The sequence below is a fragment of the Streptomyces sp. NBC_01296 genome (assembly GCF_035984415.1).
Taxonomy (GTDB): domain Bacteria; phylum Actinomycetota; class Actinomycetes; order Streptomycetales; family Streptomycetaceae; genus Streptomyces.
In genome coordinates, this window is the sequence record NZ_CP130721.1 from 1 (window position 1) to 23,829 (window position 23,829).

Sequence of the window (23,829 nt, forward strand, 5' to 3'; positions counted from 1 at the left end):
ACCTGAGCGCTGCGCGCTCAGGAGAGAACCGCCTCGCTGCGCTGGCGGCGGACCCGCGAAGCGGGTCTCTAGGGCCGGCCCTTCGGGCCGGTGTCCTGCGCTTCGCTCCGGACTGGTTCGGGGTTCCGCTTCGCTCCACCCCGAACGGCCTGCTCCGCAGGCCAGAGTGACCCCGTTTCACGGGGTCCGAGCCTGCGGCCCGTTGGGCGGGTCCGCTCCGCTCCCCCACCCCGGTGTCCTTCCGGCTCCGCCCCCAGGACCCGGGGGCCCGCTGACGCGGGCCCCCGCCAGCAGCGCCGGTTCAGATACGCGACACGTTGCCGGAGTAGATCCAGCCGTCCTTCACCCCATAGGTCTTGTCCACCCAGTACCAAAGGTTGCCCTTGGAATTCTTGCACCACTGGGTGAAGTAAAGCCTGTCTGCCCGGTGGACGGTGTCGACGACTCGCCCGGTCTCGTAGTAAGCAGTCCGAACCGGAGCCGACGTGGCAGTGACATAGAGGTCCCCGCCAGTCGTCTGGCACGTGATCGCGGCGGCAGAGGCAGGGGAAGCCGCGAAGGCGGTCCCCGAGAGGGTCAACCCGATCCCCAAAGCCAAAGTGGAGAGACGTCGTGCGACGCTGGCGCGCATAGTGCTCCTTCAAGTTCCGCGTGAACAAGTAGTCACCTAAACGATCTCAACATGACGTACACGGGTCAAACCTCGCCACCATGCAGCCAACACCTCCCGCCCAAAAGAGAGCTCTGACGGCGTACCCGCAGCCCGCATGCGCCAGCACCTGCATCATTTCTTATCAGAGATAGATACTGGATCTAGGCCCCACTATGGTCTGGGAGCCGGGCAAGGAAGCGTGGGCATCGAGGATCGCTGAAACTGCGCAGCACTCAATCAACCTGCGCAACCAGGCCCCAAGCGCAAGACTTCACAGGTCAGACGGCCAACGCACCCGGAACTGCGCAGTTCAGTGTGCTACGCCGCATCTCGCTGTCCGGATCAACTCATTCAGATGACACCAGCTCCACCGCACCAGCCTGTCCCCAGAGGCCTCCCACACCCGCGCAGAACGAGCGATCGAGTGACCGGACAGCCCATGCGGCCTGACGGACAACCACATGCAGCGTCGCAACTGTGCACAAGGTCCGGAGCCCTCCGCTTCCGTACCCAGACGCTTCACCCGGTCAGCATGGTCCGCCTGGGGCGGCCACAGGCGCCCGGCACGCTCATCGAGGACGTGGCCACGTCGCGGTGCGTCAATGCTGGCAGGACGGCCGGACGCGGAGCAGCTCGGTCCGCAACACGGGTGTGCCGTCGACCGGGGCCGGGTCCTCAGCGGTCGGCTCGATTCCTCCGGCGGCGGTTTTGTCGAGTGTTGCCAGGCCGTCGGGGCCGACCGTGCCGAACACCGTGTAGTTCGGTCGCAGCGCGGAATCGCCGTAGACGACGAAGAACTGTGAGCCGTTCGTGTCCGGCCCGGCGTTGGCCATCGCCAGCAGGCCGCGCCCGTACAGGCGGCGCGCGCCGGTCGGATCGGTCGGTGCCGGCGGCAGGTCCACCGGCAGCTCGTCCTTGTACTTGTACCCGGGCCCGCCCTCACCGCTACCGGTCGGGTCGCCGCACTGCAAGACCTTCAGCGTCGGATACGCCGTCAGACGGTGGCACACCGTACGGTCGTAGAACCCATGCCGTGCCAGGTGCAGGAAACTCTGGACCGTGCACGGCGCCTTGGCCCGGTCCAAGTGCAGCGGGAGCGGGCCCTGGCTGGTCGGAACAGCCATATCAACCGTGCCACGACTGGGGGTGCGCCGCGGGTCAGGCGGCAGCGGAACAGGGCGCGCCGGCGGCTCGTCCGGGGTCTGTGTGTACTGGCAAGGGCCATGCGTCGTGCGCGGCGGAGCACCGTCGGAAGCAGTGGCGACACTCCCCCCGGACACGACTAACACCACGGCCGCGAATGCGCTGATCAGTACCCGTTTCATCTCGCACGCCCTCCCGATGATCGCCAAGTCCTGGAGCGGTCGCAGTCTAGGGCGTGGGTTTGGTCCGGGGAATAGTCAACGGCAGGAGGCCGGCCCGGCCGACCCCGAGTCCCTGCTGACAACAACCAGTGCCACCAACTCACCCATTCACACGGTGCAGCGCGGCGGTCGCCAACGGGAAGGTGCTCGTGGCAAGGAACCACTGCCTTGTATGTCGCCGTCGATCCTGAGGTCGAAGGGGCGACCGGCGCCGCGCCCTGCAGGCGGTAGGACATGGTGTGGTCACTGTCGACGGCCAGCCGAACCAACGCTGGGTCGGCCGCGCTGGGCGCGAAAACTACGTGGTGTTGCGGCTGTACACGCTGAAGGCGACGACCACCGCGAAAGGACTGCCCGGCCCTCGCCGGACACCGCCGGGGCCGCCTACGTGTCGGCGGCCGCGGCGGTGGGTGAGGCGCGGGTTAGGGCCGGGCCAGAATGTCGGTAACCCGGTGCGCGTAGATCACTCGGCCGCATGGGGAGCCGGGGTCCGTGCAGGTCGGGTCCGTGGTGTCCGTGCGGTGTTCGGTCAGCGACCAGAGGTATTGCGTACCGCCCCCCGGCACGCTCTGCCCGTGCTCGAAGGACAGGTCCTCGGGACCGACCGCGTTGGTGATGTTGGCGCCGTAGTCCACCAGACGGCCGCCGGAGACGGTCGCCCGGCGCAGGCTGCCGCTGTGGGTGGTCCAACTGCGGTTGAAGTAGTACATGCCGTCGTAGCGTGCCGCGCCCTGGGTGAGGTCGCGGGGCAGGTAGAACGCGCCCGTCGCGCTGACCACGCCCATGGTCGACTTGAGAAGGCCGGTGCCGTCGTCGATCGGCAGTGTGCCGATCCGGCCCTTTTCGGGGTGCGTGTCGTCGGAGTCGCAGTACTCGCCCATGATCAGAGCCGGAGCGGCGGTGTTGCTGCGGTCGATGGAGATGTAGGACGCCTTCGGCGCTCCGGTGGCCACACAGGTACCCGCGGAGGAATTGCCCTGGGCGCTGACGAACTTGTACGAGGCCACCTGCGGCATCACATACCGGTACGTGTGGCTGTAGTAGACGTTGTTCTGCCGGCCGATCTGGGTTTCGTCCCGGACGTTGCTCTTCAGTCCGTCCAGCGTGGTGTCGTCCACCGATGCGTTCTGGTCCGGGTTGAGGTCCAGGATGGAACGCATGTCGAAGACCCGCAGACCGTTCATGGTGTCCGCGACGTAGAGGTAGTACTTGTACCAGGCGATGCCGCCCGCGTGGACGTCGACGGCCTTGTAGGAGATGTGGTTGTTGCTGTTGTAGTACGGCTCCACCAGGAGGACGTGACGGTACCGGCGTCCGTCGGGGTCGCCCGGTATCGCGGTCTCGGGGTCGAGGAACGACAGCCGCACGCCCTTGCTGCCGACCTTGTCGTACCAGGCGGTGACCAGTGGCTTGCGGGAGCCCCACAGCTCGTCGGTCTGGGCGTCCGAGACGCCGGTCATGCCCTGGGGTATCCATTCCTCGGTGGCGGAGTCGCCGGGATCCCAGCAGAGCTTCCTGGCGGGAGCCAGCACCTTGCCGTCGTCGCCCGAGCCGAACGGGTCCGTGGTGCAGGACGCGCCCGTCCGCGCGACCCGGTTGCCCTGGTCAAGCAGGTCCTGAACGCCCTGCGTGGGCAACGCCGCCTTCAGATCGGCCACGTGACCGCTGAGGTCCGGTCCGGACTTGAGGTTGAAGGAAGACGCGGTCGCCGGGTCTCCGGGGGCCGCCTGAGCGGGGGAACCGATTACGGGAACCGAGAGGACCACCGCGACTGCAGTGGCGATCCAACCGGCGTACTTTCCAGGGGTTTTACGGGGTGGCATCGCTGGTTCATCGACCTTCGCTCTGGGGAGAAAGCGAGATCATACGTATGGCCGCTGGGGCGCCCGCGCGCCGGGGGAGTCTAGTGAGTCGCCGGAGTCGGCTGAGCCGGCAGGACGTCGAGAAGCCGCTGTGCCGGGTCATGCCGGCGTTGCACAGCCAGCCCGTGCAATTCGCGGAGCCCGCGCAGGGTTTGGCCGTGGGCTCGCCCAAGCCCCGGGCCCGCACCGATCTTCGCCGTGGAGTCCGGCGGCCGGCGCTTCTTCGCCCGGGGCCGGGCTCGTCTCGCGGGTCCTGGACTCGGGCGGTGCGCCAGGCGCTCAGAAGATGGAACACGACGTCGCCGGGCATGCGCGGGCCGGGCGGTGCAATCAGGGCGGCGCCGACCTTGCTGCAGTAAAGAGCTCGTGACGCACCGCGCGGGCGGTGGGGCGGGTGGGGGCGTGGTGGGTCATTCAGCCGCGGCGGCCGCACCCGAATGAGGACTGGGGGCGGCGTCCGGAGGTCAGCGTGCAGGGGCGACCAGACCCGCGTCGTACGCGGCAATGACCAGGTGAACCCGGTCCCGGGCGCCTAGTTCGGCAAGCAGGTTCCTGACATGCGTCTTGACGGTGCCCGGGCCGATGCCGAGGTGGTCGGCGATCTCGACGTTGGACAGGCCGCGCCCGACGAGGGTGAGCATTTCGTGTTCTCGTGCGGTGAGCCCGGCAAGGTCCGGTGCCGGCGGAGCGTAGGTGGGGGCGGTGCCCGGGCGTCCGGCGAACTCAGCAATCAGGCGGCGCGTGATGGCGGGCGCGATCAGTGCGTCGCCGGCCGCGACGACGCGCAGAGCGCCGAGGAATCCGTCGAGGTCGGTGTCCTTGACGAGGAAACCGCTGGCCCCGGCCTGCAGCGAGGCGTGGACGTGGGTGTCGGTGTCGAAGGTGGTCAGGACGATGACCCGGACCTCCGGGGATTCGACGGTGATCATCCGGGTCGCCTCGATGCCGTCCACGCCGGGCATCCGGATGTCCATGACGACGACATCGGGGGCCAGTTCCCTGGCCAGGGCGACGGCCTGAGTACCGGTCGCCGCCTCGCCGACGACGGCGAGGCCGGGGGTCGCGTCGACGACCAGCCGCAAACCGGCACGGACCAGAGGCTGGTCGTCGGCGAGGAGGACGCGAATCGTCATGAGGCCGCCTCACCGGGACGGGAAGGACTGCCCGATCCGGCCAGACGGTCAGCATCGTCGAGGCCGGTGAGAACCATCGGGTCCGGCCGGCCTGTCAGCTCCAGCCGGTCCGGCGGATCGAGTGGCAGCGGGAAGACTGCAGCGACACGGAAGCCGCCCCCGGTCTGCGGGCCCGCGTCGAAGGTCCCGTAGAGCAGGGCGACCCGCTCCCGCATCCCCTGGATGCCGTATCCGGCTCCGGCGGCGTGGGCGGCTCCGGGGACGTCGCGCCCGCCGGCACAGCCCTCGTCGACGATCTCGACGGACATCTGGCGCTGCCGCCACACGAGTGTCACCCGGCAGTGCCGGGCGCCCGCGTGGCGTACGACGTTGGTCACCGACTCCTGGACGACCCGGAACGCGGACCTGTCGACGGCCTCGGGCAGTGCGCGGGGTACGCCCCGGCGGTGTATCTCCACGTGGACCCCGGCGTGCGCCGTCGCCGCGACCAGACGGTCGAGGTCGGCAAGTCCCGCGAGTGGTGCGTCGCCGCCACGGGTGGCGGTTGCGGGTCCGTCCGGCGGAGCAGGCCGAGCATGCTGCGCAGGCCGCGCAGCGTGTCGCGGCTGGTGCTCTCGATGGTGCTGAGGGCGTCGCGGGCCCGCTCCGGCTCGCTGTCCAGGATCCGTCGCGCGGCCCCGGCCTGGATGGCGACGACCCCGATGCTGAGGGCGGCCATGTCGTGGAGTTCGCGGGCGATCCGCAGCCGCTCTGCCGTGACCGCCTGTGCTGCGGCGTGCGCGCGTAGGGCTTCGCCGTACGCGCGGCGCTGTCGCACGTACGCGCCGGCGGACCAGGCCAGCAGGACCAGGAGGGCCAGACAGGCCGTCAGGCCGAGGAAGCCCGGCGCGAACACGCGGGAGCGTCCGCCGTCCCGGAAGAGGTCCACCTGAAGGACGGTCTCCTGGACGGCGAGGGCGGTGAGGGCTGCGGCGCACCCGGTGCGCGGGGTCCGGGCGGCCGCTACGGCGGCGACCAGCAGAGTGGTGGCGGGGTACAGGGGCCAGATCTGCTCGGCGCGCAGCCCGAGAGCGGATGCCGCGGCGGCTTCGGCCAGCAGGAGCGCCAGTACGGCGGCGGGCCGCCGTGGGGCCCGGGCGAGCGGTGCGGCCGCCAGCAGGGCGAGGACGGCCAGGGCCGCTGTCGGTGTCGCCGCCCGGCAGGGCGCCCGCTGCCCAGCGCCGCGTACAGCAGCACCGCCACGGGGTAAATTCCTGACGGGGGCGATCGAGTCGAGCGGCACACTGCGTCAGGCCGACGGCGTCTACATCGCGGTGCCCCCGCAAGCCACTGGGCAGCCGAAGGCCGATCTCGCCGGTCCTCCCGAAGAGCAGAGCTGATCGTCGACGGCACGTCACGGTGCATCCGCTTCAGGCATGCTCTGTTTGAGGGCGCCGGGCCATCTTGGGAAGCCGGCCTCTCTGCGCGCACCCGGCCCGCGCACGGCGGGAGTCCTGGGGCCGGCTAAAAGTCGGTGTAGGGCGGGATCACGCGGACGATCGCGATCAGCTGCATGCGGGGCAGCGGCAGGGCGTAGAACCAACCGTCGTCCAGGAGGGGGATGCGGCGCAGACCTCCAGGGACACCTTTGCGGCCTCCTTCGCCGATGTCCGTGACGTCGACCCCGACGTCGGCGAGGGCGACGAGCTCGTCGGCCAGTCGCTCGACTTCGGCCGTGATGTGGGCGGGCAGGCCCTTGATGACTTCGTCGGCGTTGGGGTCGTACTCCCACCTCCAGGCGGTCACCGGGCTCCGCCGTGGGGGACGCCGGCCTCGGCGGCGGCCTTGTCGAGGATGTGGCCGATCTCGGAGGCGATCGCCCGAGCCTCGTCCGGGTCGGTGACGCGAGCCGCGCGGTCTTCGAGCAGACGCAGACGGGCGGCCGTCTCGGGGTGGCGTTCGATGGCGACGTACAGGGCCCACTGGCGCAGGAACCGGCGCATCGGGGCAGAGCTGACCTGTTCTCGGGCCCGGGCGACCGCAGTGGCGCGTTCGGCATCGAACGTCGGCACGGCGTCGGGGGCGATACGTGCCAGTGCCGCGCGCAGGTCTTCCGCGGTCGCGGCCGGCTGCGGCACGCTGCCTGCCTGAGGCTGCTCTGCCGCGGTGCTCATGCCGCCTCCACGTCGTCGGCGGTGGTCCCGCGGCGGTGGGCGGCGGCCAGCGTCGAGACGTGCTGGCGGGACCAGCCCACCCGGGCCGCGACCGCAGCCGGCCCGCCCCGGTCGTAGCGGGCTGCAATCCGCCCAGCCGCCTCGGCGAGTGCGGTACGGGCCTCGTCCAAGGCCCGACCACGCTCGTCCACCATTCGGGCCAGACGGTCCAGCTCCAGGGCCTCGTCCGCGTCGAGAGCAACCCGGGTCGGTCGGCGGGTTTCAGTCATACGCCCAGCCTGCCCCATACGCCGCCGCAACCGCAAGCGCACTTGACATCTCGGGGGTCCGTGTGTGTGCGGCCGGGCGCACCCACAGCAGTCCGGTCACCGATGTACCACACCGGCCGGGGCCCCTATACCTCGGCCCTGGATCGCCCGTAGGCAGGTCACTTGCAGTGGTGACGCTGTCGTGCAGGGCGGCCTGGGGCGCGACGAGCAGAGCGTCCATAGGGGTCTGCCGCACGATCGGGTGACATCTGAACTGGCTTGCTCTGTGGGGCGGGTGGGAGACGGCGGCCGCGTCCCTGGATACCAGCTCCGTGGCGAGGCCCGCGACCTGTTCGACGGTGAGGCCTGAGCGGTTCGGCGAGGTCGCCCAGGGTCGGGCGGGCGCCGGACATCAGGGCCTCCAGTGCGGGCCGGACGCATGGGTGGAACTCCCGTACGTGTCCGGCGGCGGGCAGCACCACGGCTCCGTCGGCGGCCTCGACCGCGGCCCGGGCGGTCGTGAGGGCCAGGATCAGGTCCCGGGCGTCAGGGGCGTCGCCTGTGTACGGGAGGGACGGGGCCGGGCGTCCGGGGTCGCGGGCATCCAGGGAGGCGGCCAACTCGGCGACGACGTGGGGGTGGGGCGCCTCGGAGACCTCCTTGCGCAGCTGCCCGGCGTAGGCGGCCCGCTCGGCTGGGCCTACCACCGAAGGCACGCATGCCCGCAGGGTCGGGGAGTGGAGCAGCTGTCCGGCGAGCCACACCAGGAGGTGGTGGCGTTCTTCGCACGGCTGCGCTCCAGGAGTGCGACCAGCCCACCCCGTGCCACCACCGAATGGGCCACTCGCGTCGCGGACCGGCTCGGTTCGGCTTCGCATGGAGGGGAGCCGCGCGCCCCCGCCGCGGGAGCCTCCCTCCGACAGGACGAGCCATGCAAACCTGGTACGTGCGCACCACCTACGCCACCGGCGACCCGGCCAAGCTCGAGGGTGTGCTCGACGCGCTCCGCAGCGAGGCGCCCGGACTGCTCATCCAGAACCCCGGCTACCACCGCTTCGGGCTGTTCGCGGACGGGGAGATCGGCAAGATCCTCATGGGCTCGTGGTGGGAGAGCGAGAGCGCTCGGGCGGAGAGCGATACGCGGCTGCGCGAGCGCCGTCTGGAGCTGCTGGCGCCCTTCGCAGACACCGTGACCGTCGACGACTGGGAGGCCGTGTCGTACACGCCCGCGCCCAAGGTGGCGCCGGGCATGTGGATTCGGACCGGGTACGTGGAGTTCGACCCGTCCGACGCGCCCGCGTACCGGCAGACGTTCGAGGAGCTGGGCCGTCCCCAGCTGGAGGCCCTGGACGGTGCAGTCAGCGCAACGCTCTTCCTGAACGCTGCTGCGGGGCGCGCGCACGTCGGCGCGCTGTTCCGCGACAAGGCCGCGCTGGCCGCGACGCGGGGGCCGCAGTCGGCGATCCGCGGCGCGTCCCTCAAGAAGCTGAACGCCAGGTTGCTGAGCCTGGAGGAATTCGAGCTGATCATGGCGCACCGACCGCAGGGGTGAGGAGCGCCATGGATGGCCCATCTGGCCGACTGCTGGCTCGCTTGCCTACTTCGGCACCTGGCTGTCGAAGGGTTCGTAGCGAGCGCCGGCCGCGGGCCAGGACCGGTCCGTGAACGGCGCCCGGTCGAGGCAGTCGAAGCAGCGCATCAGGAAGTCGGTGAAGGTCCCGTTGGTGCGATACCACTTCGCACACTCGCTGCCGATCACGAACCCGTCGAGGGTCCCCGGCCCGTACACGGGCATGAAGGCCTTGTAGTCCGCGGGCACGGCCCTGGGGACCAGCGGAACAGTCAGTAACGCTAAGCACTTGATCATGGTTGTGAGCCGGGCGTTGGGCGGCGGCTTCCCCGGGCGCTGGGCGTTCCCGTCGGCGGGGCGAGCAACTCCAGCACCTGGTCGTTCGTCCCGTCGAGCACCTGCCGGGTGAGCCGTTCCATCAGCTCCGGGTCGGTGCCGCTGCCCGACCTGGTCATTCGCGTGGGCGTGGGCCGGTCCTGGGCGGGTGCGGCGGCCGTGGGTGGGATTGGCTCGGCGGTTCGAGTCAGTCAGCCCGGAGCAGGGTGCGCAATTCTGTGGTGTCGATGATGTGGGCCCGTGGGGGGAAGACGCGATGGAGCAGGATGTTGTGGACTTCGGTGTCAGGGTCGGCGACGCCGTCGGACAGGACGTAGAGCTGGTAGTCGCGGTCGGCCGCGTCGATGACGGTAGACAGGACGACGCCGCTGGTACTGAAGCCGGAAACGACCAGAGTGGTGATCTCGCGCTCGCGTAGCTGCTCGTCGAGATCGGTGGTGGACATGCCGCCGTAGCGGATCTTCCGCACGATGATGTCGCCGTCCTGGGGCGCCAGGCGCTCGTGGACGGCGGTGGCAGGGTCCTCGTGGTGCATGAGGCGGTGCTGGGCCAGTGGGGCAAAGGACTTGCTGGTGGCCGGGATCGCGTCCCAGTCGGCCTCGGTGAAGCCGACGCGGACGTAGGCGATGGTGCCGCCATTGGCGCGGATGTCGGCGATGGCACCTTCCATGCGGGCCAGCAGGGCTTCGCGGTCCCAGCCCTCGGGCAGTAGGGCCAGGGTCGCGGGCTGGTAGTCCATGACGAGTAGGGCGGTGCGCGCGGGATCGAGCGCGGGGGCAGTGCTCACGCGAGTGTTCTCCTTGCTGATGGTGCTGGTCGGCGTCATGCCGACCGGTGGCTTCAGACGGAGGTCGAGCAGGGGCATTGCGCCTGCGGCTGTGACCAGAACGTCCGGCAGTGCAGCTGGCGCGCCACCGAGTTGCTCATGGGCAGCCAGTGATTGGACGGGACGCGCATCGGCGGACCAGCCGCAGCCTGCTTTCGGACGGGTGGCGAGTTGCGGTGTGTCACATTGGGCTCCGGACCAGATCCTGCTCGTGGTGCGGTGTGTGGTCATGCCGCGGAAGCAGGAAGGGGGTGATCAGCATGAGAAGACCGGCGACGGCGATCGCGGTGCGGGGGCCGGTAATGCCGGCCAGCAGGCCCCACAGCCCGGTCATGGCCGCGACAGTTGCCTTGCTGGTCACCGACCACGCCGACAGGGTGCGGGCGATCCGGTCCGTCGGTGTCCGGTCGAGCCGGTAGGTGGCGAACACCGGATTGAACACGCCCATGCAGGTGATCAGTCCGAACTCGACCACGATGACCAGCACGAGCCCGACCACGTCCGGCCGGACGAAGGCCAGACCGATCGACCAGCACGCCCGCAGCGTCCCGGCGGTGAGCATGACCCTGTGCCGTCCGAACCGGGAGACGAGCCGCCGGGCCAGCCGTGCGCCGATGATGCCGCCGACGCAGGGCAGGCCGAACGCGAGGCCGTACTGCCAGGGGGCGAACCCGAGCGGGCCGAGCATGAGCACGGCGAGCAGCGGCAGGGTTGCCATGATCAGGCCGCTGACCAGGACCGTGTTGAAGAACATGGGACGCAGTGCCGGGTGGGCCAGGATGAACCGCCACCCTTCGAGCAGATCGCCGGGGCGGAGCCGCGCCCTCTCGGCGCCGGTGCGCACAGGGCGCGGCTCGCTGCCGCCGATCACACGGATCCCCACGGCCGAGAGCAGATAGCTGACCGCATCGGCCATCACGGTCGTCACCGGTCCGAACAGCCCGATCGCGGCCGTGCCGGCCGGCGGTCCGAGCACAGTGGCGGTCCAGTTCGTGGACTCCAACCGCCCGTTCGCGACGAGCAGGTCCTCCGCCGGCACGAGCGCCTTCAGGTACGCGCCACTGGCCGCGCTGAAGGCGATGTCGGCCGCGCCCACGACGACGGACACCACCAGCAGCTGGGCGAAACTGAGCAGACCGAGTGCGTACGCGGCGGGGACACTCATCAGCGCCACGAACCGGGTCAGGTCCATCGCGACCATCACCGGCCGCTTGCGGCGAAACTCCACCCACGGTCCGAGCGGCACCGCTACCGCGGCCCCCACCGCAAGCCCCGTGGCTGCCAGCACCGACACCTGGATCGGCCCGGCGTGCAGCACGAGGATCGCGATCAGAGCGAACGCGTCGAACGCGAGCCGCGTGCCGAACGTACTGACCCCATACGCCGCCCACAGCCACCCGAACTGCTGGCCCAAAGGTCTCCTGCCCACCATGTTCAGCGCCCCCTTGATGTCTCACCTGAACAAACTGACGTTGACCAGTGAGAGCTAAGCGAGCAGGACAGCACCAGGTCAAACAACCAATCCGTCAGCGTTCCACAACCATGCGTTGTGCATTAACGTGCTTCGCGTGGATCTCGAAGCCGTACGTACCTTCGTCGCCGTCGCAGACGCGGGCCAGTTCCAGGAAGCCGCCGCCGACCTGTCGATCACCCAGCAGGCCGTCTCCAAGCGCATCGCCGTATTGGAGAAGAACCTCGGTGTGAGGCTCTTCATCCGCGCGGCGCGCGGCGCCGAGCTCACCATCGATGGGCAGGCGTTCCTACCCCACGCGCGCGAGCTGCTGCGTGTCGCCGAGCGCGCGGTCGCGTCCGTGCTCACCGGCCACCGGCCGCTGCGCGTCGACGTGATCAACTCGCGCGGCGCGGCGTCGGGCTTGATGCGCGGCTTCCACCGCGCACACCCCGAAATCGACCTCGACGTGCTGATGCTGTTCGACATCGACACGGCCGTCGCCGCCATCCGGTCCGGTGCGATTGACGCGTCCTTCCGCGCCGTCGCCGCGCCCGGCCGGCCCCTTCCCGAGGACATCGAGTCCGTCCGGGTGCTCGACGAGCCACTCCAGCTGCTCACCGGCCCTGCCCACGGACTGGCGCGCGCCCGGTCAGTGACCCTCGCTCAGCTCGCCGGGCACCGGATCTGGATGCCCGGCATCGCACCCGGCACCGAGTGGGCCGCCTACTACGAAGACCTCGTCGCCGAGTTCGGCCTCACCATCGAGGCGACCGGCCCCAACTTCGGCTCCGACGCGCTCCTCGACACCATCGCCGACACCCCGGCCCTGGCCACCTTCATGGGCGAGCACACCCGCCTCATCTGGCCCGCCGACCACGGCCTGCGCCGTATCCCGGTGACCGACCCGACGCCCGTCTACCCGCACTCACTGATCTGGCGCCGCGATAGCCCACACCCCGCACTCACCACACTCCGCAACTACCTCAGCTCCACACAGCCCGACCGCCCCGACAGCGAGACTTGGACACCCACATGGACACAGCGGTAAGCAACACCGCGTCAACCATCGGCAACGACCTCGTGAGCCGCAACAGCTAGTCCTCCGTCCCCTCGTCGTCATCGTCGAGTCCGACTGTGTCCGGATCGCGCAACGGACGCAGGCCGCCGCCGACCGGGATGGAGGCGGTGAAGCTATAGCGGCCCAGGACGTTGAGGTTCTTGTGCTTGAGCGGGGACAGCCGCGCGATGTCCTCGTCGCGGATCCCGTGGCCCTCGGCGCGGAGCTGGGTGACCGCGGCGTCGATGCACCGGGTGGTCCAGAGAACCACGGCGTTCAGGACCAGGCCGAGTGAGCCGAGCTGGTCCTCCATCCCGTCCCGGTACGCCTGGTGGATGGTGCCCTTCTTGCCGTGGCAGATGTCGCGGGCCAGCTTGTGCCGGGACTCCTGGACGGTGACCCGCCGGTGCTGATGTTCGACGAACCGGTCAACGGCCTGGACCCGGAGGGCGTGCGATGGGTACGCGGGCTGTTTCGGAACCTGGCCGCCGAGGGACGCACGGTGCTCGTCTCCAGCCATCTGATGAGCGAGATGGAGAACACCTCCGAGCACCTCGTGGTGATCGGCCGGGGCGAGCTGATCGCGCACGACGGGGCGGGCGAACTCCGCCGAGCCGAGCCGACCGGGGCCACCCGGCCAAGCCTCACCACCTGGCCGAAGGCGGCACGGCCGCGTCGAGGCGCACCGCGGCCCAGTCCGGGCAGCCGAGCGGGACGTGCCGGTCGGAGGGACCGCAGGAGCCACTGCCGTCCCAGGGGCAGGGACACCAGCGGTGAGTTCACCGCCTCGCAGACACCGAGCGGGCCAGGGCGGCTGTCCTCCTTCCGGACGGCGCGGCGTGCCCACGACGTGTTCGGCAAGCGGCCGCCCTCCCCCACCGCAATGCGGCGGGGGAGGGCGATCACAAGCATCTGCCCGTCGAGGGGGACCTGGAAGGGGAACTGGTCACCCCGTGGGGTGACATGGTTCGTCGACTGTGCTCACAACGTGATCAAAGGCGCGGAGACGGGGCCTCCGCCGCCGAAGTGAGCCGCTGCGTGGATGGGCGGATGCGCTGCGCAGAGTGCTGTCGGTGAGCTGGGCTGGGCTGGGCTGGGCTGGGCTGGGCTGGGCTGGGCTGGGCTGGGCTGGGCTGGGCTGGGCTGGGCTGGGCTGGGCTGGGCTGGGTCAGCTTGCCAGTCGGGCGAGGGCCAGCTCGTGAGCGCGGTCGAGGGAGTCAGCAGCAGCGCAAGGGACGTTCGGCTGCACGCCGGTGCCTTCCCAGTTCGTGCCGGAGACGGGGTTGATGGCGCGGCCGAACGGGATGGTGGCTTCCAGGTGTGGGTGCACCGTCCAGCCCTGGCACGGATGTGCGCCGCCGCGAGTACGCTCACCGACAACTACGGCGCGGCCGAGCTGCTGGAGGTCGTACGCCAGCTCCTCAGCGGCGGAGAAGCTGGTGTCGCTGGTCAGCACGTACAACGGCTTGCTGCCGCCGAAGCGGGCGCCGGGAACGTGCGGGAGGCTCCAGGACTGCTCACTGCGCTCTCCGCCACGCCAGGACATGGTGTTGAGATGGGTGCGCTCGTCCAGGAGGTAACTGCAGACGAAGGCGACCGTGTCCGGGTCGCCGCCTCGGTTGGCACGCAGGTCCACGATCAGGGCCTGGGCGCGGGAGGCCAGGGTGAGCGCGGCGCCCAGCGGTTCGGCGGCCCACTCCAGCGGAAACAGCATCGGTGCCAGCTCCACAACGGCGACCCCTCCGTCGAGCAACTGGACCCGGGGCGCACCGCCGAGCGAGGTGTCGAAGTCCCGGCGCATGGCCTCGAGGGTTGCCGCCCCCCGCTTCGGGGGGACCGGGTCGGTGTGGTGCTTCAGTCTCAGGTGCCGGTCGCCGTTGACGGACTGCAGGTCCGCGGTGACCAGACGGGCCAGTTCCTCTGCGCCGTCCACGTCATAGGCGCCCTCGGCGAGGCGTTGTTGCAGCAGGCCGGCGAGCTGCTCGGCTATCTCCGGGAAAACGTAGTGCTCGGTCAGCAGCTGGGCTGTCTCGTCGATGACAGCGGCAGGCAGAAGCTTCGTCACAGTCGTCATAGCAGGGAGTAGAACACCACCCCTTGCAGCGTCAAAGTTTAGACACTCCGGGATGGTCCCGCGCCGTCAAGGCTGTTGCTGATCGTGCTGGAGTCCCGCCCCGCCCGAGCCGCTTCTCCAACTCGTACCGTCCCGCGATCAGCTCTCCGCGCTCCACCCGCCACCCCCGATGACGAAGCCATGTCGGCGCTCAGCGCAGGGGAATGGGGGTCAGCCGCAAGGAGGAGTGGGGTCGGCAACGGGTGTGCCTGAGCGGTGTAGTTGGCCCGTCCGGCCAACTGAACCGCTCATGCCGCGCGTGTTCGATGCCAGGAGCCCCGGATGAGGCGGCAGCCGGCCACCGCGTCCGTGCCCGTGCCCGATCGTCGGCCCCTCGCCGACGCGTAGGGCGAGGGTGAGCGCAGTCAGGGGTCAGGGGCCGTCCGCCTCGGTGCGGGAATCCTCGAGGAACGGGCGGAGGGCTCCGAGCAGGGCGCCGACGCAGGTGTCGCGCAGAACCGTGCGCGTACAGGTCTGCGCGGTGAGCCAGTCCAGACAGAGCACCCGGACGAACACCAACCAGCTCTTGAGGACGGCTGCCACGGCTGCCCGGGCGGAGTCGTCCGCGAGCGGGAGGACGTCGAGGAGTCTGGCCCGCAGGACGTCCAGCTCGCTGTCGATGATCGTCTGGACTACCGGGTCGCCCGCGAGGACGCGGTTCGCCGCGAGGACGGTGTTGCGGTGGGCGATGAAGTAGTCGAGGTGGACGTCGAGCCCTTCTTCGAGCTGGCCGAGCATGTCGCCGGGCCGGTCGAGGGGGACCTTTTCCAGCAGCCGGTCGGACGCCTGCCGGTAGACGGCCGCGAAGAGCTCCTGCTTGCCGGCGAAGTGGCGGTAGAGCAGGGCGCGGGAGACTCCGGCCCGCTCGGCGACGTCTTCCATCAGTACCTCCTCGTAGGGGTGCTGCGCGAAGAGCTGCGCGCCGACGGAGAGGAGCTGGGCGCGGCGTTCGTCGGGACCGAGCCGTCGGCGGGGAGGCATGCAACGCATCTTACTTGACACGCGTCTACTAGTGGCGCCTACTGGTAGACACACGTCTACTTACCGGTGGTGGGAGGTCGGGGCATGGCCAGGACTCTGAAGTGGCTCGTGGTGGCGATGGGCGTCTCGTGCGTGGCGATCGGGCTCGGACACGTGCTGCTCGGGAACGCGGCGATACCCGGCGCGGGCTCGGCCGGGGTGACCGTCGACAGCCTCGGCCGGTTCCTGGGCGCAACGTTCGCGGGCTACGGACTCGCCTGGATCTGGGCGGCCCGCCAGTCGCCGATCCCGGCGAGCGCGATCCGGTGGCTGGCCGGAGTATTCCTGCTGGGGGCGGCCGGGCGCCTGCTGTCGCTCGCCTTGTACGGATGGCCGCACAAATTCCAGGTGGCGCTGACCGTCCTCGAACTGGTCCTGCCGCCGCTGTACTTCTGGCTCGCCGACGCCGACGAGAAAGCCCATCACGCCGCCCGGATCCAGCTCCCGGACCCGGACCCGGCCTAGGCGCCGAGCACGGGGTAGTCGGTGTAGCCCTCCGGGCCCTGTACGTGCATCAGGAACTCCGGACGGAGCTCGTTGAGCGGCGCGTCCGTGCGCAGCCGTTCCACGAAGTCGGGGTTGGCGAGGAAGCCTCGGCCGAGCGACACGAGGTCGGCGCCCTCGGACAGCAGGCGTTCGGCCCGACTCTTGCCGCCGTCGGCCGCGACCTCCTCGCGGGACAGCGCCGGGTTGGCGATCAGGGTGCCGGGCCAGTCGCGGCGGATCTGGGCGAAGCCGGGCCGGTCGGGGTCGGCGTGGACCTGGTGCAGGTAGGCCGGCGTCAGGTCGGCCAGGGCCTTGACCAGTGCCGGGTAGATCTCCTCGGTGTCGCCCTCCTCGATCCCGTTGACGCTCACTCCGGGCGAGATGCGTACGCCGACCCGCTCCGGGCCGATGGCCGCTGCGACGGCCCGGACCACCTCGACGGTGAAGCGGATGCGGTTCTCGACGGAGCCGCCCCATTCGTCGGTACGGCGGTTGGTGTTGCGGGAGAGGAACTGGTGCAGGAGGTGGCCGTTGGCGGAGTGCACCTCCACCCCGGCGAAGCCCGCCTCGACGGCGCCACGGGCCGCGCTCGCGAAGTCGGCGATCGTGGACCGGATGTCCTCGGCGGTCATCTCGCGCGGTACGACGCCGTCCCGGAGACCGCCGGGGGTGTGCAGCTGCTCGGGGAACGCCACCGCGGACGGGGCGAGCGGCACGTACCCGCTGGTCTCGGGGTGGCCGACCCGGCCGCCGTGCTGGAGTTGGAGGAACATCCCCCCGCCACCGGCGGCCCGCACGGCCTCGGTGACCCGGCGCCAGCCGGCGATCTGCGTCGGCGTGTGGATGCCGGGGATGTGCGGGTAGGTCTGCCCGACGGCGTTCGGGGTGCTGGCCTCGGCGATGATCAGGCCGGCCGAGGCGCGCTGCGCGTAGTACGTGGCCATGAGTTCGCCGGGGACTCCGTCGGCTCCGGCGCGGTTGCGGGTCAGCGGGGCCATCACCAGGCGGTTGGGCAGTTCCAGGCTGCCGAGGCGGGCGGATTCGAAGAAGCGGGATGCGGCGGGACCGTGCTGTGTCTGCGTCATGCCGGTACCGTAAAAGCTGACATTGATGTCAGATTCAAGAGCTGGGGTGGGGCATGCGGATCGGCGAACTGGCTGCGCGCACCGGGGTCGGTGAACGTTCCCTGCGCTACTACGAGGAGCAGGGCCTGCTGGCTTCGGACCGGACGCCCGGCGGCCACCGGGACTTCCCCGAGCGGGCGGTCGACCGGGTCATCCGGATCCAGGAGCTCTACGCGGCCGGCCTGCACAGCGCGAAGATCGCGCAGATCCTGCCCTGCATGCGGGACGAGGACGGCGGCCCGTCGGTGCGCGCCACCCCGGCGCTGGTGGCCGAACTGGCCACGGAGCGGGAGCGGATCGACCGGATGATCGGCGATCTGGTCCGCTCCCGCGATGTACTGGACGAGGTCATCGAGGCGGCGGCGGGCCGCACGACGGCCGCGTAGGCCGTTTCTTCTCGAGGCAGTCGCCGGAGGGCGGCTCCTCGTCCGCACGCCCGGGCTGGTGGAGGTCCACGCCCGCGAGGACTTCCTCGCGGGCGGGACCGGAGGCCCGACGGCCGCTGCGCGGACCGAGGAGCAGGAGCGGGCGGTTCCCACGCCCGACGGCGGATGCGTGGTGGCCGAAGTGGCGTCGGTGCGGGCGCTGGGCCCGGCGGCGGCTTGCGCTGGGTGCTCCCCCACGCCCCGTGGCACGGGCCGCCCGGACGCACTCCGCCCGGCCGTCAGCCCGGACGGACGGCTGGTGAGCGTCGTCGTACCGGCGCTGGAGCCCGACAAGGAAAAGGCGGCCCTGGTGTACGACTTGGAGCCGGACCGCAACTACACCTGGGACGACCTGCTGCTCTTGGAGGCGGCGACCGGTGAGGTGCTGGGTCGGCGGCAGATCAGGTCGCCGGCGTCGGCCGCGGTGCAGTCTTGGCGTCCGGACGGCGGCGCCGTCGTGGTGTCCTGTTGGACCGCCTGGCACAGCTGGTCGACCTGGTGGGCCGAGCCCCGGGCGCCCACGGTCTGCGGATCCTCGGCGGCACGTGGATGCGGGCGGTGGCGGGATTCCTGCCGGGCTCCGGGGTGCTGACGCAGCGGTACGCCGAGCACCTGTTCCCCGATGACGACCGCCGCGACGAGCCGGCTGCGTACGACCTCGGTTCCGGGCAGCAGGCGGCGCTGCTGGACCTGGCGGAGCTGTCCGTCGACCCGGAGAACGACGAATTCTTGTCGGCCGAGGTCCTCGACGGGCGCCGTGTGCTGGTCCAGGGCCCGGTGCATCCGGCGGGCGGGGCACCGCAGACGCGGCACTGGCTGCTGGACGCGGACACGCTGCGTCCGCTCGGCCGGCCGGGCTACCCGGCGCCGGTGGGCGAGGACGTCACCTCGCTGGGGGACGGCACCTGGCTCACGCACGACGGCGACCGGGTGCACCGCTGGTCGGTGAGCCGCGCGAGCTCCTGAGGCGTCGGATCACGTGGCGCGCGGCCGCGCCGCCGATCCCGCCCACTCCACGTACAACGGGCCCGGCTCTGCCGCTTGAAGGCCGAGCGTGGCCGCTCTGGCATTCTGGCGCCGTGCAGCCGCCGCCCGTGACGCCCGACGCCCCCGTCCGCATACACAGCCCGCTCCTCACCCAGGAGTGGCTCGATCTCGCCTTCATCCACTGGGCCGTCGACCCGGAGGTCGTGGCTCCGCTGCTGCCGAGCGGGACCGTGCCCGATACGCACGACGGGGTCGGTTACGTAGGCCTCGTGGCCTTCCGGATGCACCGGGTCGGCTGGCTGCGGCTGCGTGGAGTGCCGTACTTCGGATCGTTCCCCGAGACCAACGTGCGCCTGTACTCGGTCGACGCGCACGGGCGGCGCGGTGTCGTGTTCCGGTCGATGGATGCGTCGCGGCTGCTCCCGGTCGTGATGGGGCGGGTCGGCTTCCGGCTGCCCTACCTGTGGTCCCGGATGAGCGTCCGCACCGACGGCGACACCGTCCACTACGCCAGTTCCCGCCGCTGGCCCGGCCCGCGCGGCGCGCACAGCCGCATCACGGTGGCCAGGGGCGAGCGGATCGAGGAGCCCACCGAGCTGGAGCACTTCCTCACCGCCCGGTGGGGCATGCACAACGCCTTCTCCAGCGGAGCGGCGTATCTGCCCAACGACCACCCGCGCTGGCCGCTGTACCGGGCGGAACTGCTCGCGTGCGAAGAGAACCTGCTCGCCTCGGCCGGCCTCCCGACACCGCGGGAGGCCCCGGTCAGCGTTCTGTACTCGCCCGGAGTCGCAGTACGGCTCGGTCGGCCGTCCCGGGCCGCCGCCACCGTCCCGCAGCCGCGCCGGCCGCTCTAGCGCCGTCGCGTCACCTTCGGCGGACGCGTTGTGGCTCAGGTGGTGGTTTCCGAGGATGATTCGGGTTTCGTGTAGAGGACTTCGCGGGCCTGTTCGGCTGCGCGGGCGATGCTTTCGGAGACGAAGTCGACGAAGCGGGCGATGTTCTCGAGGCGGGTGGCGGCCAGGGTGCCGGGGCCGAGGATGCCGACGCCCTGCCGTGCGGTCTCGGCAAGCTGGGCGGTGCCGCGGGCGCTGGCCATCATGGACTGGTACCAGACGTCGTTGTCGACGACGTACCGCTCGCGGCGGCGTTCGTCGCGTTCCCGGCGGACCAGGCCCTGGCCCTCGAGGAAGGCGATCGCCTTGGAGATGGACGCGGGGCTGACCTGGAGGCGCTCGACGAGTTCGGTCGCGGTGAGGCTGCCTGCATCGGTGATGTAGAGGCAGGACAGCACCCGGGCCATCATCTTGGGCGTGCCCGCCTGCATGAGGACGGTGGTGAACGTCTCCTCGTACGCGCGCACCGCCTCGGCGTCGCGGCCGTGGGTCTGCGCGGGCGCCTTCGGGTCGCGGGGCGCGGCCTGCTTGCGGCGGTGTGCGCGGTGTTCGGTGGCCCGGTGGGCCAGGTCCGCGCGGTAGCCGCCGGGGCCGCCGTTGCGCATCACCTCACGCGTGACCGTCGACGTCGGACGGTCCAGACGCCTGGCGATCTCCGCGTAGGCGAGGCCGTCGGCCAGTCCCAGCGCGATCTGCTGGCGTTCCTGCTGGGTGAGTCTGCCTCCCGGCATCGCGGGCTCCTTCGCGGTCTGTCGTGGCTCAAGGGCGTCTCGAGGGCGCCAGTATAGCGTTCACCCGCAATTCATTGCAACGTGTGGGGTGGGGCGCGTTGCATTAGATTTCAGCTCATTGCAATGAATTCTCGGCCTCTACCTGCACTGATGGCGATTTTGCGCAACGAACGTGTTGCCAGATCTGTGAATGCAACGTAGCTTTTCCATCATCAGAAACAGCGGGCCGAGAGAGCGCGCTACATAAACAGGAGAGAACCATGCAGAAGTTCGACACCCCCGCCCCGATCTCCACCGTCCTCGACATCCCCTCCGGACACATCCGGTTCATCGCCGCCGACCGGGACAACACCACCGTCGAGATCCTGCCCGCCAACGCCTCCAAGAGCCGTGACGTGAAGGCCGCCGAGGAGATCACCGTCACCTACACCGACGGCGTCCTGCGCATCGAGGCCGCACCGGCCAAGAACCGGATCCTCGGCTCGTCCGGGTCGGTGGAGGTGACGGTCCAGCTGCCCGCCGGCTCGCGTGTCGAGGCGAAGGCTGCCAGCGCCGAACTCCGCGGCGTCGGACGCCTCGGCGACGTCTCCTTCGAGGGCGCGCAGGCCACGGTCAAGATCGACGAGGCCGCGAGCGCCCGTCTGACCCTGATGTCGGGTGATGTCTCGCTCGGCCGTCTGGGCGGGGACGCGCAGATCAGCACCAAGAAGGGCGACCTCCAGATCGCCGAGGCCATGCGCGGCACGGTCACGCTGCGCACCGAGGCCGGCGAGATCACGGTCGTTGCCGCCCGCGGAGTCTCCGCCGCTCTGGACGCCGGCACCACCTACGGCCGGATCAACAACTCGCTCCAGAACACCGGCGGCACCCCGGACCTGAACATCCACGCCAGCACCTCTTACGGCAACATCACCGCCCGCAGCCTCTAAAGGGAGCACCCCACCATGACCAACCTGGCCATCGCGGCGAACGAGCTGCGCAAGTCCTACGGCGACAAGAGCGTGCTGGACGGCATCGACCTGAACGTTCCGGAGGGGACGATCTTCTCCCTCCTCGGGCCGAACGGCGCCGGGAAGACCACCGCCGTCAAGATCCTCTCGACTCTGATCACCCCGGACGCCGGTGAGATCCGCGTCGGCGGCCACGACCTGGCCGCCGATCCGCAGGCCGTGCGTGCCGCGATCGGTGTCACCGGGCAGTTCTCCGCCGTCGACGGCCTGATCACCGGCGAGGAGAACATGCTCCTCATGGCCGACCTCCACCACCTCTCCAAGAGCGAGGGGCGGCGGGTCGCCGCCGAACTGCTCGAGCGCTTCGACCTGGTGGAGGCCGCCAAGAAGCCCGCAGCCAGCTACTCCGGCGGCATGAAGCGGCGCCTCGACATCGCCATGACCCTGGTCGGCAACCCGCGCATCATCTTCCTCGACGAACCCACCACCGGACTCGACCCGCGCTCCCGCCACAACATGTGGCAGATCATCCGCGAACTCGTCACCGGCGGCGTCACCGTCTTCCTCACCACCCAGTACCTCGAGGAGGCGGACCAGCTCGCCGACCGCATCGCCGTCCTCAACAACGGCAAGATCGCAGCCGAAGGCACCGCGGAAGAGCTCAAGCGGCTCATCCCCGGCGGACACGTGAAGCTGCGGTTCTCCGACCCGGCCGCCTACCAGGCCGCCGCCGCTGTGCTGGGCGAGGTCGCCCGTGATGACGAGGCGCTGGCGCTGCAGATCCCCAGCGACGGCAGCCAGCGCGACCTGCGCTCCGTCTTGGACCGGCTGGACGCCGCCGGCATCGAGGCGGACGAGCTCACCGTCCACACCCCCGACCTCGACGACGTGTTCTTCGCCCTCACCGGCGCCACCGTGCCCAGCCAGACCACCGAGGCCAAGGAGGCCGTCCGATGAGCTCCCTCTCCCTCGCCCTGCGCGACTCGTCCACGATGCTGCGCCGCAACCTGCTGCACGCGCGCCGCTACCCCTCGCTGACGCTGAACCTGCTGATGACCCCGGTCATGCTGCTGCTGCTCTTCGTCTACATCTTCGGTGGCGCGATGAGCGGCGGCATCGGCGGCGGCGGTCGCGACGAGTACATCGCCTACATCGTGCCGGGCATCCTGCTGATGACCATCGGCAGCACCGTCGTCGGCGCCGCGGTGTCCGTCTCCACCGACATGTCCGAGGGCATCATCGCCCGCTTCCGGACGATGGCGATCCACCGCAGCTCCGTCCTCATCGGGCACGTCGTCGGCAGCGTCCTGCAGTCGATCGCCAGCGTGGTCCTCGTCGGCCTCGTCGGCGTGGCCATCGGCTTCCGCTCCACCGACGCCTCCGTCCTGGAGTGGCTGGCGGCCTTCGGCCTCATCGCCCTCTACGCCCTGGCGCTCACCTGGATCGCGGTCGGCATGGGCATGGCCAGCCCCAACGCCGAGGCGGCCAGCAACAGCGCCATGCCGCTGATCCTCCTGCCCCTCATCTCCAGCGCGTTCACGCCCATCGACTCGATGCCGGGCTGGTTCCAGCCCATCGCCGAGTACCAGCCCTTCACGCCGGCCATCGAGACCCTGCGCGGCCTGCTGCTCGGCACCGAGATCGGCAACAACGGCTGGCTCGCCCTCGGCTGGTCCGTCGCCCTCATCGCACTCGGTTACCGCTGGTCCACGGCGCAGTTCAAGCGCGACCCCAAGTAGGCGACGTGAGCGCGCGGTCTGCCTCCCGCAGCCGCCCCCGTCCACCCTGAGGGCGGCGTACCCGACAGCACGTCGGCGTACGCCGCCCTCACTCGTGCACAGCACGCCCTGCGAGCCCGGGGCGGCGGACATGGTCGGGCTGGAACTCCCGCAGCACACCGATCCGCTTCCTCACGTATCTCGTCCAGACGGTCCTCGAGCTGACCGACCTGCTCGCGGTGAGCGTTCGAGCTCGGCTCGCTGCATCAAGCGGTCAGGTCGGACGTCTGAAGGTCTCCGACAGGAACGACTGCGCGGTGCGTCCGGCAGGATGGGTGCGTGCTGACGATCAGATCTGTGGTGCTGGGTGTCTCGGATGTGCCGCGTGCGGCCGCTTTCTGGACGGAGGCTCTGGGGTATCTGCCGCGCGGGGAGATCGAAGAGGACTGGGTCGTGTTGATGCCGGCAGCGGGGGCCGGGGTCCAACTGGCGCTCGGGCTGAGTGAGACACCGGTTCAGGAGCATCCGCGGGTCCACCTGGACCTGTACGCGGACGACGCCGCCGAGCAGGCCGCCGAGGTGGATCGGCTGGTGTCCTTGGGTGCTCAGCGGGTGGAGTGGGACCTGTACCCGCAGGACCCTGACTTCGTCGTGCTCGCCGACCCCGACGGCAACCGGTTCTGCGTCATCGACGCCAGCCGCAGCTGACACGGCCCCGGGAGAGG

General features: G+C 70.3%; 27 protein-coding genes and 2 pseudogenes. 11 read left to right on the forward strand and 18 right to left on the reverse strand.

The window, feature by feature from the left end; all coding sequences use genetic code 11:
- Positions 1-301: 301 nt before the first annotated feature.
- The 9 genes from OG299_RS40490 to OG299_RS40530 form a co-directional block, all read right to left on the reverse strand.
- Positions 302-631, reverse strand: a complete 330-nt coding sequence (locus OG299_RS40490; RefSeq protein ID WP_327364703.1) for a hypothetical protein — start codon at positions 629-631, stop codon at positions 302-304.
- Between the two features lie 620 nt (positions 632-1,251).
- Positions 1,252-1,977: a peptidylprolyl isomerase gene (locus OG299_RS40495; protein WP_327364704.1), complete on the reverse strand. Its 726-nt coding sequence runs from the start codon at positions 1,975-1,977 to the stop codon at positions 1,252-1,254.
- A 461-nt stretch (positions 1,978-2,438) separates the two neighbouring features.
- Positions 2,439-3,674, reverse strand: coding sequence for a hypothetical protein (locus OG299_RS40500; RefSeq protein ID WP_327364705.1), 1,236 nt, complete (start codon positions 3,672-3,674; stop codon positions 2,439-2,441).
- A 668-nt stretch (positions 3,675-4,342) separates the two neighbouring features.
- A complete protein-coding gene (locus OG299_RS40505) occupies positions 4,343-5,011 on the reverse strand; it encodes a response regulator (RefSeq protein WP_327364706.1) in 669 nt (222 codons plus the stop codon).
- Positions 5,008-5,388 (reverse strand): sensor histidine kinase, encoded by a 381-nt coding sequence (locus OG299_RS40510; protein WP_327364707.1) that lies wholly within the window; start codon positions 5,386-5,388, stop codon positions 5,008-5,010. The genes OG299_RS40505 and OG299_RS40510 overlap by 4 nt, the downstream gene beginning before the upstream one ends.
- Positions 5,385-6,293: a histidine kinase dimerization/phosphoacceptor domain-containing protein gene (locus OG299_RS40515; protein WP_327364708.1), complete on the reverse strand. Its 909-nt coding sequence runs from the start codon at positions 6,291-6,293 to the stop codon at positions 5,385-5,387. Before OG299_RS40515 ends, OG299_RS40510 begins: the two co-directional genes overlap by 4 nt.
- A gap of 221 nt (positions 6,294-6,514) precedes the next feature.
- Positions 6,515-6,796, reverse strand: coding sequence for a hypothetical protein (locus OG299_RS40520; RefSeq protein WP_266636769.1), 282 nt, complete (start codon positions 6,794-6,796; stop codon positions 6,515-6,517).
- The gene (locus OG299_RS40525; RefSeq protein WP_266636767.1) at positions 6,793-7,164 is read right to left on the reverse strand and encodes a DUF6247 family protein; all 372 of its coding nucleotides are present in this window, start codon (positions 7,162-7,164) and stop codon (positions 6,793-6,795) included. The genes OG299_RS40520 and OG299_RS40525 overlap by 4 nt, the downstream gene beginning before the upstream one ends.
- Positions 7,161-7,433 carry a hypothetical protein gene (locus OG299_RS40530; RefSeq protein WP_327364709.1) on the reverse strand — a complete coding sequence of 91 codons (273 nt, stop codon included), beginning with the start codon at positions 7,431-7,433 and terminating at the stop codon, positions 7,161-7,163. Before OG299_RS40530 ends, OG299_RS40525 begins: the two co-directional genes overlap by 4 nt.
- A 910-nt stretch (positions 7,434-8,343) precedes the next feature.
- On the opposite strand from OG299_RS40530, the gene OG299_RS40535 reads away from it, so the two are divergent.
- Positions 8,344-8,964 (forward strand): hypothetical protein, encoded by a 621-nt coding sequence (locus tag OG299_RS40535; protein WP_327364710.1) that lies wholly within the window; start codon positions 8,344-8,346, stop codon positions 8,962-8,964.
- Positions 8,965-9,009: 45 nt separating this feature from the next.
- On the opposite strand, the gene OG299_RS40540 is transcribed toward OG299_RS40535, so the two are convergent.
- From OG299_RS40540 to OG299_RS40555, 4 genes are all read right to left on the reverse strand, one after another.
- Positions 9,010-9,207 carry a hypothetical protein gene (locus OG299_RS40540; RefSeq protein WP_327364711.1) on the reverse strand — a complete coding sequence of 66 codons (198 nt, stop codon included), beginning with the start codon at positions 9,205-9,207 and terminating at the stop codon, positions 9,010-9,012.
- Positions 9,208-9,275: 68 nt separating this feature from the next.
- Positions 9,276-9,437 (reverse strand): hypothetical protein, encoded by a 162-nt coding sequence (locus OG299_RS40545; RefSeq protein ID WP_327364712.1) that lies wholly within the window; start codon positions 9,435-9,437, stop codon positions 9,276-9,278.
- A gap of 68 nt (positions 9,438-9,505) precedes the next feature.
- The gene (locus tag OG299_RS40550; protein ID WP_266636758.1) at positions 9,506-10,105 is read right to left on the reverse strand and encodes a cysteine hydrolase family protein; all 600 of its coding nucleotides are present in this window, start codon (positions 10,103-10,105) and stop codon (positions 9,506-9,508) included.
- A 220-nt stretch (positions 10,106-10,325) separates the two neighbouring features.
- Positions 10,326-11,576 carry an MFS transporter gene (locus OG299_RS40555; protein ID WP_327364713.1) on the reverse strand — a complete coding sequence of 417 codons (1,251 nt, stop codon included), beginning with the start codon at positions 11,574-11,576 and terminating at the stop codon, positions 10,326-10,328.
- 136 nt (positions 11,577-11,712) lie between these two features.
- Here OG299_RS40555 and OG299_RS40560 point away from each other — a divergent pair, with 136 nt between their 5' ends.
- Positions 11,713-12,645, forward strand: a complete 933-nt coding sequence (locus OG299_RS40560; RefSeq protein ID WP_327364714.1) for a LysR family transcriptional regulator — start codon at positions 11,713-11,715, stop codon at positions 12,643-12,645.
- Between the two features lie 46 nt (positions 12,646-12,691).
- Here OG299_RS40560 and OG299_RS40565 read toward each other — a convergent pair.
- Positions 12,692-13,057: pseudogene (locus OG299_RS40565) on the reverse strand (Tn3 family transposase); the annotation flags it as partial.
- Between OG299_RS40565 and OG299_RS40570 the strand changes: the two are divergent.
- Positions 13,043-13,240 (forward strand): annotated as a pseudogene (locus OG299_RS40570) (AAA family ATPase); the annotation flags it as partial. The pseudogenes OG299_RS40565 and OG299_RS40570 sit on opposite strands and share 15 nt — an antisense overlap.
- A 582-nt stretch (positions 13,241-13,822) precedes the next feature.
- Here the strand turns inward: OG299_RS40570 and OG299_RS40575 are convergent.
- Positions 13,823-14,728, reverse strand: coding sequence for a S41 family peptidase (locus OG299_RS40575; protein WP_266636752.1), 906 nt, complete (start codon positions 14,726-14,728; stop codon positions 13,823-13,825).
- A 411-nt stretch (positions 14,729-15,139) separates the two neighbouring features.
- Entirely contained in the window at positions 15,140-15,748 is a 609-nt protein-coding gene (locus tag OG299_RS40580) for a TetR/AcrR family transcriptional regulator (RefSeq protein ID WP_327364715.1), read from the reverse strand.
- Between the two features lie 84 nt (positions 15,749-15,832).
- Here OG299_RS40580 and OG299_RS40585 point away from each other — a divergent pair, with 84 nt between their 5' ends.
- On the forward strand, positions 15,833-16,252 hold the full coding sequence (locus OG299_RS40585; RefSeq protein WP_327364716.1) for a DUF4345 domain-containing protein: 420 nt from the start codon (positions 15,833-15,835) through the stop codon (positions 16,250-16,252).
- Here OG299_RS40585 and OG299_RS40590 read toward each other — a convergent pair.
- Positions 16,249-17,358 carry an alkene reductase gene (locus tag OG299_RS40590; RefSeq protein WP_327364717.1) on the reverse strand — a complete coding sequence of 370 codons (1,110 nt, stop codon included), beginning with the start codon at positions 17,356-17,358 and terminating at the stop codon, positions 16,249-16,251. The two genes, OG299_RS40585 and OG299_RS40590, sit on opposite strands and share 4 nt — an antisense overlap.
- Positions 17,359-17,411: 53 nt before the next feature.
- Here OG299_RS40590 and OG299_RS40595 point away from each other — a divergent pair, with 53 nt between their 5' ends.
- From OG299_RS40595 to OG299_RS40605, 3 genes are all read left to right on the forward strand, one after another.
- The gene (locus OG299_RS40595; RefSeq protein WP_266636743.1) at positions 17,412-17,783 is read left to right on the forward strand and encodes a MerR family transcriptional regulator; all 372 of its coding nucleotides are present in this window, start codon (positions 17,412-17,414) and stop codon (positions 17,781-17,783) included.
- 507 nt (positions 17,784-18,290) lie between these two features.
- Positions 18,291-18,788 carry a hypothetical protein gene (locus tag OG299_RS40600; protein WP_327364718.1) on the forward strand — a complete coding sequence of 166 codons (498 nt, stop codon included), beginning with the start codon at positions 18,291-18,293 and terminating at the stop codon, positions 18,786-18,788.
- Between the two features lie 113 nt (positions 18,789-18,901).
- Positions 18,902-19,666: a YqjF family protein gene (locus OG299_RS40605; protein ID WP_327364719.1), complete on the forward strand. Its 765-nt coding sequence runs from the start codon at positions 18,902-18,904 to the stop codon at positions 19,664-19,666.
- Between the two features lie 35 nt (positions 19,667-19,701).
- On the opposite strand, the gene OG299_RS40610 is transcribed toward OG299_RS40605, so the two are convergent.
- A complete protein-coding gene (locus OG299_RS40610) occupies positions 19,702-20,436 on the reverse strand; it encodes a GbsR/MarR family transcriptional regulator (RefSeq protein WP_327364720.1) in 735 nt (244 codons plus the stop codon).
- 260 nt (positions 20,437-20,696) lie between these two features.
- Here OG299_RS40610 and OG299_RS40615 point away from each other — a divergent pair, with 260 nt between their 5' ends.
- From OG299_RS40615 to OG299_RS40630, 4 genes are all read left to right on the forward strand, one after another.
- Entirely contained in the window at positions 20,697-21,365 is a 669-nt protein-coding gene (locus tag OG299_RS40615; protein ID WP_327364721.1) for a DUF4097 family beta strand repeat-containing protein, read from the forward strand.
- 15 nt (positions 21,366-21,380) lie between these two features.
- Entirely contained in the window at positions 21,381-22,343 is a 963-nt protein-coding gene (locus OG299_RS40620) for an ATP-binding cassette domain-containing protein (protein ID WP_442817614.1), read from the forward strand.
- A complete protein-coding gene (locus OG299_RS40625; RefSeq protein WP_266636733.1) occupies positions 22,340-23,125 on the forward strand; it encodes an ABC transporter permease in 786 nt (261 codons plus the stop codon). Before OG299_RS40620 ends, OG299_RS40625 begins: the two co-directional genes overlap by 4 nt.
- Positions 23,126-23,443: 318 nt before the next feature.
- The gene (locus tag OG299_RS40630; RefSeq protein ID WP_327364722.1) at positions 23,444-23,812 is read left to right on the forward strand and encodes a VOC family protein; all 369 of its coding nucleotides are present in this window, start codon (positions 23,444-23,446) and stop codon (positions 23,810-23,812) included.
- Positions 23,813-23,829: the final 17 nt, after the last annotated feature.